12 protein-coding genes and 1 tRNA gene are annotated in these 13,352 nt (G+C 70.6%); 11 read left to right on the forward strand and 2 right to left on the reverse strand.

What is annotated here, in order from left to right; translation table 11 throughout:
- The first annotated feature begins 99 nt into the window (after positions 1-99).
- From AB0H52_RS05115 to AB0H52_RS05125, 3 genes are all read left to right on the forward strand, one after another.
- Positions 100-1,905 (forward strand): ABC-F family ATP-binding cassette domain-containing protein, encoded by a 1,806-nt coding sequence (locus tag AB0H52_RS05115; RefSeq protein ID WP_151491403.1) that lies wholly within the window; start codon positions 100-102, stop codon positions 1,903-1,905.
- Between the two features lie 102 nt (positions 1,906-2,007).
- Complete coding sequence (locus AB0H52_RS05120) at positions 2,008-2,463, forward strand: DUF4383 domain-containing protein (RefSeq protein WP_151491404.1); 456 nt, start codon at positions 2,008-2,010, stop codon at positions 2,461-2,463.
- 212 nt (positions 2,464-2,675) lie between these two features.
- Positions 2,676-3,152: a DUF4383 domain-containing protein gene (locus AB0H52_RS05125; protein WP_151491405.1), complete on the forward strand. Its 477-nt coding sequence runs from the start codon at positions 2,676-2,678 to the stop codon at positions 3,150-3,152.
- A gap of 6 nt (positions 3,153-3,158) precedes the next feature.
- Here the strand turns inward: AB0H52_RS05125 and AB0H52_RS05130 are convergent, their stop codons facing one another.
- Together AB0H52_RS05130 and AB0H52_RS05135 are read right to left on the reverse strand one after the other, a co-directional pair.
- Positions 3,159-3,845 (reverse strand): TetR/AcrR family transcriptional regulator, encoded by a 687-nt coding sequence (locus AB0H52_RS05130; RefSeq protein WP_151491413.1) that lies wholly within the window; start codon positions 3,843-3,845, stop codon positions 3,159-3,161.
- A 224-nt stretch (positions 3,846-4,069) separates the two neighbouring features.
- Complete coding sequence (locus AB0H52_RS05135) at positions 4,070-5,035, reverse strand: acyl-CoA desaturase (RefSeq protein ID WP_151491406.1); 966 nt, start codon at positions 5,033-5,035, stop codon at positions 4,070-4,072.
- Between the two features lie 338 nt (positions 5,036-5,373).
- On the opposite strand from AB0H52_RS05135, the gene AB0H52_RS05140 reads away from it, so the two are divergent.
- The 8 genes from AB0H52_RS05140 to AB0H52_RS05175 all read left to right on the forward strand — a co-directional run bounded on the left by AB0H52_RS05140 (position 5,374) and on the right by AB0H52_RS05175 (position 13,164).
- Positions 5,374-5,445: transfer RNA gene (locus AB0H52_RS05140), tRNA-Gln, on the forward strand.
- 108 nt (positions 5,446-5,553) lie between these two features.
- Positions 5,554-7,089, forward strand: coding sequence for a bifunctional UDP-N-acetylglucosamine diphosphorylase/glucosamine-1-phosphate N-acetyltransferase GlmU (gene glmU / locus AB0H52_RS05145; protein WP_151491407.1), 1,536 nt, complete (start codon positions 5,554-5,556; stop codon positions 7,087-7,089).
- A 57-nt stretch (positions 7,090-7,146) separates the two neighbouring features.
- Positions 7,147-8,127 carry a ribose-phosphate diphosphokinase gene (locus AB0H52_RS05150; protein WP_030329105.1) on the forward strand — a complete coding sequence of 327 codons (981 nt, stop codon included), beginning with the start codon at positions 7,147-7,149 and terminating at the stop codon, positions 8,125-8,127.
- 375 nt (positions 8,128-8,502) lie between these two features.
- Positions 8,503-9,198, forward strand: coding sequence for a 50S ribosomal protein L25/general stress protein Ctc (locus tag AB0H52_RS05155; protein WP_151491408.1), 696 nt, complete (start codon positions 8,503-8,505; stop codon positions 9,196-9,198).
- 95 nt (positions 9,199-9,293) lie between these two features.
- On the forward strand, positions 9,294-9,884 hold the full coding sequence (gene pth, locus AB0H52_RS05160; protein ID WP_151491409.1) for an aminoacyl-tRNA hydrolase: 591 nt from the start codon (positions 9,294-9,296) through the stop codon (positions 9,882-9,884).
- Positions 9,885-10,018: 134 nt separating this feature from the next.
- Positions 10,019-10,849 carry an inositol monophosphatase family protein gene (locus AB0H52_RS05165; protein WP_357945370.1) on the forward strand — a complete coding sequence of 277 codons (831 nt, stop codon included), beginning with the start codon at positions 10,019-10,021 and terminating at the stop codon, positions 10,847-10,849.
- Positions 10,850-10,924: 75 nt separating this feature from the next.
- Positions 10,925-11,836, forward strand: coding sequence for a sulfate adenylyltransferase subunit CysD (gene cysD / locus AB0H52_RS05170; protein WP_357945373.1), 912 nt, complete (start codon positions 10,925-10,927; stop codon positions 11,834-11,836).
- 74 nt (positions 11,837-11,910) lie between these two features.
- Positions 11,911-13,164: a GTP-binding protein gene (locus AB0H52_RS05175; protein WP_192580374.1), complete on the forward strand. Its 1,254-nt coding sequence runs from the start codon at positions 11,911-11,913 to the stop codon at positions 13,162-13,164.
- Positions 13,165-13,352 lie beyond the last annotated feature (188 nt).

Genomic DNA, 13,352 nt, shown 5'->3' on the forward strand with positions numbered 1-13,352 from the left:
CTGCAAGATCGCGGGAGGGGGGCGGGTCCGCGTACCCTTGGGGTCGGCGTCCCGAGGTGCCCGCCGGCACCCGGACGCCTTGATCTTGAAGGGTGGACTGTGGCCAACATCGTCAATCTGGACCGGGTGTCCAAGGGGTACGGCGCCGCCGGGCGGCTGCTCACGGACGTCTCGCTCGGCCTGGACGACGCCGACCGGATCGGTGTGGTCGGCCTCAACGGTGCCGGCAAGTCCACCCTGCTGCGCCTGCTCACCAAGCAGGAGGAGCCCGACGACGGTCGGGTCACCCACCGCCGCGATCTGCGCGTGCTCTGGCTGCCGCAGCAGCTCACCCTCGCCCCCGACGCCACCGTCCGGGACGTCGTGCTCGGCACCGCCTGGCTCGGCGAGGGCATGGGCGCCGAGCACGAGTGGGCCGGCGACGCGGGCGTGCGCAACATCCTCGACGGCCTCGGCATGCCGCACCTCGGCCTCGACCAGCCGGTCGGCCCGATGTCCGGTGGCGAACGCCGGCGGGTGGCGCTCGCCGCACTGCTCGTCCGCGACTCGGATCTGCTCATCCTCGACGAGCCCACCAACCACCTCGACGTCGGTGGTGTCGACTGGCTGGCCCGGCACCTGGTCGGTCGCCGGGGCGCCCTGGTCGTCGTCACCCACGACCGGTGGTTCCTGGACGCGGTCTGCACCACCACCTGGGAGGTCGCCGACCAGACCGTCCGCGCGTACGAGGGTGGCTTCGCCGCCTGGACCCTCGCCCGCGCCGAACGTGAGCGCGTCGCCGCCGCCACCGAGGCCCGCCGGCAGAACCTGCTCCGCAAGGAGATCGCCTGGCTGCGGCGGGGCCCGCCCGCCCGCACCTCCAAGCCCCAGTTCCGCATCGACGCCGCGAACGCGCTGATCGCCGACGTGCCGCCGGCCCGCGACACCATGTCGTTGCAGCGGATGGCCACCTCCCGGCTCGGCAAGCAGGTGTACGACCTGGAGAACGTCGAGCTGCACGCCGGCCCGAAGGAGATCCTGCGCGACGTGACGTGGCTGGTCGGTCCGGGTGACCGGATCGCCATCCTCGGCGCCAACGGGGCCGGCAAGACCACCCTGTTGCGGATGCTCGCCGGCATCACCCGCCCCGACGGTGGCCGCCTCGGCACCGGCTCCACGGTGCGGCCGGCGTTCCTCTCCCAGGAACTCGCCGAGCTGCCCGGGCACCTGCGGGTGCTCGAAGCGGTCGAGGAGGTCGCCCGCCGGGTGCAGCTCGGCGACCGGGAGGTCTCCGCCGCCCAGCTCGCCGAGGTCTTCGGCTTCGACGACCGCCGCCTCTGGACCCCGGTCAGCGACCTCTCCGGCGGTGAACGTCGCCGGTTGCAGATGCTGCGGCTGCTCGCCGGCGAACCCAACGTGCTGCTCTTCGACGAGCCCACCAACGACCTGGACACCGACACCCTGGCCGCGCTGGAGGACCTGCTCGACTCGTGGCCGGGCACGATCATCGTGGCCAGCCACGACCGCTACCTGATCGAGCGGGTCACCGACACGGCGTACGGGATGTTCGGCGACGGCCGGCTCGTGCACCTGCCGGGCGGGGTCGACGAGTACCTTGCCCGGACCGCCGAGCGGGCTGGCCCTTCTCGGGCCGGTGCCGCGCCGACCGTCACGTCCGGCGAACCCACCGCGACCGGCATGTCGGCCGCCGAGGTGCGTCAGGCCCGCAAGGAACTGACCCGCCTGGAACGCCAGCTCGGCAAGCTCGACCAGCGCGAGGCCACCCTGCTCGATCAGCTCGCGGCCGACGCCACCGACTACGCCCGGGTCGCCGAACTGGACACCCAGCTCAAGGATCTGCGGGCCGAGCGGGAGCGGATCGAGGAGAGCTGGATGACCCTCGCCGAGGAGCTTCCGGAGAGCTGACCGGGCCGGGCGCGCCGGCGCGGGGGCCGTGTGCGGCGTCACACCGCCACATGCGGGACAATCGTCGGCGACACCTCACCCCACGGCGTTGGAGACTCAGACATGGCCCACACCCCCGTCAACCACCCCGCGCGGCCGATCTACCGGGCGATCGGCGGGTTGACCGGTCTGTACCTGGTGGCATTCGGTGTGCTCAGCATCATCACGAGCACCGGCAACGAGATCCTCGCCCAGGACGACACCCGGGTCCTCGGCCAGGGCACCAACCTCGCCCTCGGGCTGCTCAGCGTGCTGCTCGGGCTCATCGTGCTGGTCGGCACCGCGCTCGGCCGCAACATCGACGTGGCGATCAACCAGTGGCTGGCGTACGCCCTGATGGTGATCAGCCTGGCCAGCCTCGCCTTCATCCGGACCGACGCCAACATCCTCAACGTCAGCATCGTCACCGTCATCGTGATGATGACGGTCGCCCTGGTGCTGCTCATGGTCGGGATGTACGGCAAGGTCGGCACGGAGGATGAGGCGGAGGCGTTCCAGAAGGCTCGTCTGGTTCTCTGAGCCTTCCCGTGGTCACTGGTGTGGTTTTCGCCGGAGCCCGAGTTGCTCCGGGCGGTCAGGCCTGATCCCTGCGCAGCTCGGGCTCCGGCGAAAACCTGACCTGGTCCTGCCATTCGGCGGACCATTCCAGCTTTGGGGTTTTTCGGACAGTTGGCTCTTCTTTGGGCGACAATCCTCCTGAATCGGTCTAACTCAGGTGGATGGGGTCTGGTATGCCGCACTTTCCGGTCAACCATCCGGCTCGGCCGTTGTACCGGGTCCTCTCCGGTCTGATCGGCGTCTACATCCTCGTCTTCGGCGTCTGGGGTGTCGCCGAGACGATCGGTGACCCGCTGTTCGACCGGAGCAGCACCTGGGCGCTCGGGCTGCGCACCAACCTGGCCTTCTCACTCGCCTCGGTGGTCTTCGGAATCGTCCTGATCATCGGGGCGTCCCGGCGCACCAACCTCGGCCACTACATGAACCTCACCGCCGGCGTGGTGTTCCTGGTGACCAGCATCCTGACGATGTCGGTGCTGCAGACCGGCGCGAACGTGCTCAACTTCTCGATGTCGACAGTGATCGTGTCGATGCTGTTCGGGCTGATCCTGCTCGGCACCGGTCTCTACGACAAGGTGGGTCCTCCGGAGCACGCCGAGGCGGAACTGGAGCACCGCAAACACCCGGTGGCCGACGTGCACCGCCGCTGACCGGGGTCAGCGGCGACGGCTGGTGATCAACGTCGGCTTCGCCTCCAGGTGCGACAACCCGTTCCAGGCCAGGTTGACCAGGTGCGCCGCGACCGTCTCCTTACGCGGCTTGCGCACCTCCAGCCACCAGCGGCCGGTCAGCGCGACCATGCCCACCAGCGCCTGCGAGTACAGCTCGGCGAGCTTCGGGTCGTACCCGCGGCTCTTGAACTCGGCGCCGAGGATGTGCTCGACCTGGTGCGCCACGTCGTTCATCACGCTGCTGAAGTTGGCCGTGCCCGACATCAGCGGCGACTCGCGGACCAGCACCCGGAACCCGCTGGTCTCCTCCTCGATGTAACCCAGCAGGGCCAGAGCCGCCTGCTCCAGCAACTCCCGAGGATGCCCGGCCGTCAACGCCGTGGTGATCCGGTCCAGCAGAGCCCGGACCTCCCGGTCCACCACCACCGCGTAGAGCCCTTCCTTGCCGCCGAAGTGCTCGTACACCACCGGCTTGGAGACCTTGGCGCGGGCCGCCACCTCCTCGATCGAGGTGGCGTCGAAACCACGCTCGGCGAAGAGCTGCCGGCCGATCGCGATCAACTGCTCCCGCCGCTGGGCCGCCGACATGCGGACCCGCGAGGTGGGCTTCGGTTTGGGTGCCGGGGCCGGGGGCGTACGCCGACCGCCGGCACCGTCGCTGACCTCGGGCATGCCGCCGCCTCGCTGGCGCTCGGTGACGCCCTGCCGTGGAATGGTGCCTCCGTCGTGCCCGTTCACGTCGTCGCCTCACTGGCGAGCGGTCCGACCGCCCGGCCGCGCCGTCCGACCGTACCCGGATCGGGCCCGGCTCCCCGTCCGCCGAGCCGTCCGGTCCCCCCGCGTCGCTCGGTCATCCGGCCATCCTGCCAGGCGGCCTCCCGGTGCACCGCCCGGTTTTACCGGGGTGCGACCGGCTTCACGAGCTTTGCGGCGAGCCGTTCCGGCTTCGGCCAGCGCACCTGCGACGCCGCACCGAACTTCTCGAACAGCCAGATCACCCGGGCCGAGATGTCCACCTGACCGCGCAGCACACCGTGCCGGGCGCTGGTCGGGTCGGCGTGGTGCAGGTTGTGCCAGCTCTCGCCGAACGACAGGATCGCCAGCGGCCAGAAGTTCGACGCGCGGTCACCCTGGCGCATCGCGAAGGGGCGCTCGCCGTAGACGTGGCAGACCGAGTTGATGGCCCAGGTGACGTGGTGCAGCAGGCCGATCCGGACCAGCCCGGCCCAGAAGAACGCGGTCAGCGCGCCCTGCCACGACCAGGTCACCAGACCGCCGATCAGCGCCGGGCCGAGCAGCGAGACGGCCACCAGCGCGGGGAAGAGCCGGTCCACCCGGCTGATGTCCCGGTCGGCGATGAGGTCCGGCGCGAACCGCTCCCGGTTGGACAGCTCCCGACGGAACAGCCAGCCCACGTGGGCGTGGAAGAGGCCCCGGGTCAGCGCCCAGAAGCTGGTGCCGAAGCGCCACGGCGAGTGCGGGTCACCCTCCAGGTCGGAGAACGCGTGGTGCCGACGGTGATCGGCCACCCACTGGATGATCTCGCCCTGCACCGCGAGCGAACCCGCGACCGCCAACGTGACGCGCAGCCACCGCTTCGCCTTGAACGACCCGTGGGTGAAGTAGCGGTGGAAGCCCACCGTGATGCCGAGCCCGGAGACCACGTACCAGACCAGTCCGATGATCACGTCGGTCCAACCCAGCCAGCCACCCCATGCCAACGGCACCGCGACCAGAAGGGCGACGAAGGGGATCACCACGAAGGCCCACAGCGCGGCCAGGATCCCGGAGGACTGACTGCCGTCGGTGAGTGGTTTGGGGCCGGGGCCGGCGGTGTTGGGTTCGAGCAGGGTGGTGGACATGGCACCTCGCAGAGGGGGGGCGGAAACGATCACGAAGCTACGCCTACGTTACCGTAACTTACGGCACCGTAGATCGCACGAGGAAGTTCCGAAAACCCACGGCCGTTCGGGAAAACAAGCAGGTCAGAGCCTTGAAATGCGGGGTCGGCCGGAGGCTTGCAGACCGTCGCGACGGCGGCGTCGCGGTGCTGCCGGCGGTGCCCCGGAGGTGGGCGGAATCGACGCTCGGGGAGCGCGGTCGCCCGGCATGGCGAAATGAGCGATGGCGTCCGGCGGGCGAGGCGCTAAGGTGTAGCCCGGGATGCCCATCCCCTGCTGCGACGCGCTCGTGTCGCTGATCGGCCGTGGTGTAATTGGCAACACCCGGGTCTTTGGTACCCGTATTTCAGGTTCGAACCCTGGCGGCCGAGCTTGCTCCCTAAAGTCCGTTTTAGGGTCCACTGGGGGTAAGAGGGAACCGTGCCGGGCCCCGCGGTTAGCATGACCGCGAGAGTGTCCGCCGTCCCGACGGGAGCCACATCGTGCCCCAGCCCCACCTTCGTACCGTCGTCGTGCTCGCCGCCGGTGAGGGCAAGCGGATGAAGTCGACACTGCCCAAGGTGCTGCACCCCCTGCTCGGTCGTACGCTGCTCGGCCACGTGCTGAGCGCGGCCGCGCCGCTGGCCGCGGACCGCACCGTCGTGGTGGTGGGGCACGGCGCCGACCAGGTCCGGAGCCACCTGGGCGAGGTCGCCCCGGAGGCGACCCCCGTCCTCCAGGCCGAGCAGCTCGGCACCGGGCACGCCGTCCGGATCGCGTTGGAGGCCGTCCCGGAGGGCGCCGGCACCGTCGTGGTGATCAACGGGGACGTGCCGCTGCTGCGCCCGGAGACGGTGGGTGCGCTCGTGACCGCGCACGAGGAGGCCGCCGCGGCGGCCACCGTGCTGGCCGCCGAGGTGCCCGACCCGACCGGCCTCGGACGGATCGTCCGGGACGCCGACGGGCGGCTCGAGCAGATCGTCGAGGAGCGCGACGCCGACGCCACGCAGCGCGCGCTCCGGGAGATCAACGCCGGCATCTACGCGTTCGACGCGGTGCGGCTGCGCGACGCGCTCGGCAAGCTCTCCACCGACAACGACCAGGGCGAGGAATACCTGACCGACGTCTTCGGCCTGCTCCGCTCGGCCGGCGAGCCGGTCGCGGTGCACGTGGCCGTCGATCACGTCGAGACGTTGGGGTGCAACGACCGGGTGGAGCTCGCATCGCTGCGGCGTCTGCTGCGCGACCGGGTCAACGAGGCGTGGATGCGCACCGGGGTCAGCCTGCTCGACCCGGCGACCACCTGGATCGACGTGACGGTCGCGCTGGACCGCGACGCGGTGGTGGACCAGAACACCCAGCTGCGCGGCGGCACGGTGGTCGGCGCGGGCGCGCTGATCGGGCCGGACGTCACGCTTGTCGACACGATCGTCGGCCCCGGCGCGTCGGTGGTTCGCAGCCACGCCGTCGGCGCCGAGATCGGCGAGGGCGCCAGCGTCGGGCCGTACGCGTACCTGCGGCCAGCCGCGCGGCTCGCCGACAAGGCGAAGGTCGGCACGTTCGTCGAGGTGAAGAACTCCGCGATCGGTGCCGGCTCGAAGGTGCCGCACCTGACGTACGTCGGCGACGCGACGATCGGTGAGCAGACCAACATCGGCGCGGCCTCGGTCTTCGTCAACTACGACGGGGTCAACAAGCACCGCACGGTGATCGGCAGCCACGCCCGCACGGGCGCGGACAACATGTTCGTGGCGCCGGTCGAGGTGGGCGACGGCGCGTACACGGCCGCCGGCTCGGTGATCGTGGACGACGTGCCGGCGGGCGCGATGGGTGTCGCACGGGCGCGCCAGCGCAACATCGAGGGCTGGGTGGTGAAGCGGCGGGCCGGTACGGCGGCGGCCGAGGCCGCGCAGCGCGCCGGCGACGCGAAGGGTGCGTCGGAGGTGGCCGGCGCCGCAAGCGACAGTGAGGCAATGCACGGGCAGGCCGAGACGGTGGGCGGTGCGTCCGGCGCGGGAGATACTGCAACCGACTAGTCCCCGACCCACCACCACCGGGTCGGGTACCGCCGACAAACGGGAGCAGACGGGCCCATGGGCAGCATCGTCGCCGAAAACCGCAAAAGCCTGATGCTCTTTTCCGGACGGGGCTTTCCGGAGCTGGCCAAGGAGATCGGCGAGGTGCTCGGCGTGGCGCCGACGCCGGCCGACGCGTACGAGTTCGCCAACGGCGAGATCTTCGTACGCTTCAAGGACTCGGTGCGTGGTTCGGACGCCTTCGTGGTGCAGTCCGTGACGCACGGGGTGAACACCTGGGTCATGGAGACCCTGATCATGGTGGACGCGCTGAAGCGGGGGTCCGCCAAGCGGATCACCGTGGTGCTGCCGTTCTACCCGTACGCGCGGCAGGACAAGAAGCACCGCGGTCGGGAGCCGATCTCGGCCCGGCTCGTGGCGGACCTGCTGAAGACGGCCGGCGCGAACCGGATCCTCACCGTCGACCTGCACACCGCGCAGATCCAGGGCTTCTTCGACGGCCCGGTGGATCACCTCTTCGCCATGGACATCCTGGCGGAGTACGTGGAGCACAAGTACGCCGGCCGGCCGATGACGGTGGTGGCACCGGATTCGGGGCGGGTGCGGGTGGCCGAGCGGTGGACCGACCGGTTGGGCGGCTGCCCGCTGGCGTTCATCCACAAGACCCGCGACCCGATGAAGCCGAACCAGGTGGTGGCGAACCGGGTCGTCGGCGAGGTGGAGGGCCGGGTGTGTCTGATCGTGGACGACATGATCGACACCGGTGGCACGATCGCCAAGGCTGCGGACATCCTCAAGGAGTCGGGCGCGGCGGAGATCGTGGTCGCGTCCACCCACGCGCTGCTGTCCGACCCGGCGACCGAGCGGCTGAAGAACAGCTCGATCAGCGAGATCGTGGTGACCAACACGCTGCCGTTGCCCCCGGAGAAGCAGCTGGACAAGCTGACCGTGCTGTCGATCGCGCCGCTGTTGGCGCGGGCGATCCGGGAGGTCTTCGACGACGGCTCGGTGACCACCCTCTTCGGCGGCCTGAGCTGAGCGCGGCCTGAGCTGAGCGCGGCCTGAGCTGAGCTGGGCGCGGTTGGGCCCCTTTTCCGCCAGTCGGCGCGCCGACTGGGGGCCGGGCTGACAAACTGGTCGAAAAGGGGGCTGGCGCGCTGGCGGGAACGCCGTCGGCGCGCCGGCCCGGAGCCGTGACCGGGGACTGCCGGAAACCTTGGAATCAGCTCGGGTAGACTGGTGCGGTTGCCACGGCGAGGGTGCCCGGCGGGCCGCTGAAGAGCGCCGCACGGAGGCACCGTCATCGACGCGGTGCTCCGGGCAGTCGTTCATGACGCATGAGCCCCAGCGAGCCCCTCGCCCCAGCACCGCCAGACGACAAGCCGCCGCAGCGAAAGCATCAGGAGTTTCCCCGTGTCCGAGGTAAAGATCAGCGCCGAGCCCCGCACCGAGTTCGGCAAGGGTGGTGCCCGTCGTACCCGCCGGGCCGGCAAGGTGCCCGCCGTGCTGTACGGCCACGGCGAGAAGCCCAAGCACATCGCGCTGCCGTCGCGGGAGTTCGCCGCGGCGATCCGCAAGGGTGGCGCCAACCAGCTCTTCGCGATCGACATCACCGACGGCACCCAGGTGCTGGCGCTGCCGAAGGCGATCCAGCGTGACCCGATCCGGGACACCTTCGAGCACGTCGACCTGCTCCTGGTCCGGCGTGGCGAGAAGGTCACCGTCGAGGTTCCGGTTCAGCTGACCGGCGAGGCCGCACGGGACACCCTGATCGTGCACGACCACGACACCCTCTCGGTGACCGCCGACGCCACCAAGGTGCCCGACCACCTCGAGGCCTCGATCGAGGGCCTGGAGGCGGGCTCCCAGGTGACCGCCGCCGACGTGCAGCTGCCGGCCGGTGTCGAGCTGGTGGGCGACTCGGAGCTGATGGTCGCCTCGGTGACCGCCGCGCCGACCGCCGAGCAGCTTGAGGCGACGCTGCCCGAGGTCGAGTCGGCCACCGAGGAGGCCGAGGCCGAGGTCGGCGAGGGCACCGAGGGTTCCGAGGGCGCGGACGCCCCGGCCGCCGAGGGCGACGAGACCACCGAGGCGCGCACCGAGGCCTGATCGGTTCGTACTCTGCTGGCAGGCGTCCCCGAGTGTTCGGGGGCGCCTGCCGGCGTATCGGGAGTCGGTGGGACAGACGTCGGAAGGGACGGGTCGTGACGGACGAGGCGGGGCCGTGGCTGGTGGTCGGCCTGGGCAACCCGGGCCGGGAGTACGCCGGTAATCGGCACAACGTCGGGTTCATGGTGGCCGACCTGCTGGCCGGGCGCGTGGGCGCGCGGTTCGGCCGGCACAAGCGGGCGGTCGCCGAGGTGGCCGAGGGGCGGCTGGGATTCGGCGGACCGAAGCTGGTGCTGGCGAAGCCACTGACGTACATGAACCTGTCCGGTGGGCCGGTGGCGGCGCTGGCGCAGTTCTACAAGGTGCCGGCGGCCCAGGTGGTCGCGGTGCACGACGAGTTGGACATCGGCTTCGGCCAGGTGCGGATCAAGTGCGGCGGTGGCGAGGGCGGGCACAACGGCCTGCGGTCGATGTCGAAGTCGTTGGGCACGAAGGACTACGTCCGGGTGCGGTTCGGCGTCGGCCGGCCACCGGGGCGGCAGGACCCGGCGGATTATGTGCTGTCGGATTTCAGCGCCGCCGAGCGCAAGGAACTGGATTTCCTGGTGGACCGTGCCGCGGACGTGGTGGAGTCGGTGATCGTCAAGGGCGTGGAGCCGACCCAGAACCTCTACCACGGCGCCTGAGACGGGCGGGGCGTACCGGATCCGTAGCAGTGGGCCGGTAGTCTGCGCCTCTTGGCGGGCCGCGACCGGCGAGGTGCCCCGCGGTGGAGCGTGCGTGCGGGCACGGCGCGCGGCGAGGTGACGGGAGCGGGCAGATGGGCAGTCCTCCGATGATCGACGGCGCGTTCGCCCGGTGGTTGGCGGCCCGGGCCGGTCAGGTGCTGCTCGATCTGCGCGCGGAGTTGGGTTTCACCGACGCCGGCGCGCTCAGGTCGGCCGGGGACAAGGTGTCGCACGACCTGATCCGTACGGAGTTGGCGAAGTGGCGGCCGGGCGACGCCGTGCTCTCCGAGGAGGACGAGGGGTCGCGGCTGGCCTGGGCGGCGGAGGTCAACACCGAGGCGGTGTCCCGACTGGCCGCGGACCGGGTGTGGATCATCGACCCGTTGGACGGCACCCGGGAGTTCGCCGAGGAGGGCCGCTCGGACTGGGCCGTGCACGTGGCGCTGTGGGCGCGCAGTGCGCCGAGCCCGCAGGGGCTGGTCGCCGGGGCGGTCGGGCTGCCGGCGCAGCACCGGGTGCTGTGCACCGACTACCCGCCGGCGTACCCGCCGATGACGGTGGAGGCGGCGACGGCGGGTACCCGGGTGATCCGTTTGGCGGCGAGCCGGAGCCGGCCGCCGGTGTTCCTCACCGACCTCGCCGAGGACGTGGGGGCGAAGCTGGTGCCGATGGGTTCCGCCGGAGCGAAGATCGCCGCGGTGATCACCGGCGAGGTGGACGCCTACATCCATGCCGGCGGGCAGTACGAGTGGGACTCGGCGGCGCCGGTGGCTGTGGCGACGGCCACCGGACTGCACGCTTCCCGGATCGATGGTTCTGCGCTGAAATACAACGAGGTGGATCCGCGCCTGCCTGACCTGCTGGTCTGTCGCAAGGATCTCGCCACCCGGTTGCTTGCAGCGCTGCAGAGACATTCCGGGTAGCCTGAGCGGACTTTCTTGACATGCCCGACCGGAAAGGTCTGGAAATCGGATGAGCGAGCGAATCGAGCCGGCGTCATGACCACCCCTGCGGCCTACCGGGTCTCCCACCTGGACGCCCTGGAGGCGGAGAGCATCTTCGTGATGCGCGAGGTGGTCGCCGAAATGGAACGCCCGGTGCTGCTCTTCTCCGGCGGTAAGGATTCGATCGTCATGCTGCGGCTGGCGCAGAAGGCGTTCGCCCCGGCCAACATTCCTTTCCCGGTCATGCACGTCGACACCGGGCACAACTTCCCCGAGGTGCTCGAATACCGCGACCAGCGGGTCGCCGAGCTGGGACTGCAACTCCTGGTGGCGAGCGTGCCGGATGCCCTGGCCGCCGGGCTGGTCCGGGAGTCCGGCGACGGGATGCGCAACCGGATCCAGACGCCGGTGCTGCTGGACGCGGTGGAGAAGCACCGCTTCGACGCGCTGTTCGGCGGCGCCCGCCGCGACGAGGAGAAGGCCCGCGCCAAGGAGCGGATGTTCAGCTTCCGCGACGAGTTCGGCCAGTGGGATCCGAAGAACCAGCGGCCGGAGTTGTGGTCGTTGTACAACGGCCGGCACCACCCGGGCGAGTCGATCCGGGTCTTCCCGCTGTCCAACTGGACCGAGTTGGATGTGTGGCACTACATCGCCCGGGAACGGATCCCGCTGCCGTCGATCTACTACGCGCACGAGCGCGAGGTGATCGAGCGGGACGGGATGGTCTACGCGGTCAACGAGTTCTTCCGGCCCCGCGCGGGTGAGGAGCGGTTCAAGGCGCAGGTGCGCTACCGCACCGTCGGCGACGCCTCCTGCACCGCGGCGGTCCGCTCCGACGCGGACACCGTGGAGAAGGTCATCGAGGAGGTGGCGGCCACCCGGATCACCGAGCGTGGCGCCACCCGTGGTGACGACCGGGTCAGTGAGGCCGCCATGGAGGACCGCAAGCGGGAGGGCTACTTCTGATGAGCACCGAGATCGTGGCATCCGCGAATGCGGAGGCCCGGGCTGTCACCGGGGCCGGGCCGGAGGCCCGGCCGATGGACCTGCTGCGGTTCGCGACCGCCGGCAGCGTGGACGACGGCAAGTCGACCCTGATCGGCCGGCTGCTCTACGACACCAAGTCGCTCTTCACCGATCAGTTGGCCGCGGTCGAGGCGGTCAGCGCGGCCCGTGGCGACGAGTACACCAACCTGGCGCTGCTCACCGACGGCCTGCGCGCCGAACGCGAGCAGGGCATCACCATCGACGTGGCGTACCGGTACTTCGCCACGCCCCGGCGCAAGTTCATCATCGCCGACACCCCCGGGCACATCCAGTACACCCGCAACATGGTCACCGGGGCGTCCACCGCCGACCTGGCGTTGATCCTGGTCGACGCGCGCAAGGGCCTGGTCGAGCAGTCCCGCCGGCACGCGTTCCTGTGCTCCCTGCTGCGGGTGCCGCACCTGGTCCTGTGCGTCAACAAGATGGACCTGGTCGACTGGTCGCAGGAGGTCTACGAGCGCATCGCCGACGAGTTCACCGCGTTCGCCGCGAAGCTCGACGTACCGGACCTGACCGTGGTGCCGATCTCCGCGCTGCGCGGCGACAACATCGTCGCCCGCTCGGAGAACATGCCCTGGTACGAAGGCCCGTCGCTGCTGCACCACCTGGAGCGGGTGCACATCGCCAGCGACCGCAACCTGGTCGACGTCCGGTTCCCGGTGCAGTACGTGATCCGACCGCAGTCCACGACGGTCACCGACTACCGCGGCTACGCCGGTCAGGTCGCCTCCGGCGTGCTCAAGCCGGGCGACGAGGTGATGGTGCTGCCGTCCGGCTTCACCAGCCGGATCGCCGCGGTGGAGACCGCCGACGGGCCGGTCGCGGAGGCGTTCCCGCCGATGTCGGTGACGGTACGACTGGCTGACGAGATCGACATCTCCCGGGGCGACCTGATCTGCCGTCCCAACAACGCTCCGGCGGTGGCCCAGGACATCGAGGCGATGGTGTGCTGGATGGACGAGACCGCCCCGCTTCGGGTCGGCGGCCGGTACGCGATCAAGCACACCACCCGGTCGGCGCGGGCGATCGTGCGCGGGCTGCACTACCGACTGGACATCAACTCGCTGCACCGTGACGAGTCGGCGGACGAACTGCGGCTCAACGAGATCGGCCGGGTGCGGCTGCGGACCACGGTGCCGCTGCTGGCCGACGAGTACCGCCGTAACCGCACCACCGGCGGCTTCGTCATCATCGACGAGACCACCAACCGCACGGTAGGCGCCGCCATGATCGTCGAAGCCAGCTGACCCCAAGCCGGCACCCACCCGTGCGGCCTCCGGCCGTGCCATTCCGTGCCGCCGTCGGCTGTGCGCTCGTGCGGCCCTCGGCTGTGCCAGTCCGCCCCGCCTGGGCCGCGCGCTCGTGCGGCCCTCGGCTGCGCCAGTCCGTGCCGCCTCGGCCGCGCCGCCTGCTGCCCCAAGATCGCGCTCGATCC

The sequence above is a fragment of the Micromonospora sp. NPDC050695 genome (assembly GCF_040654415.1).
Taxonomy (GTDB): Bacteria; Actinomycetota; Actinomycetes; order Mycobacteriales; family Micromonosporaceae; genus Micromonospora.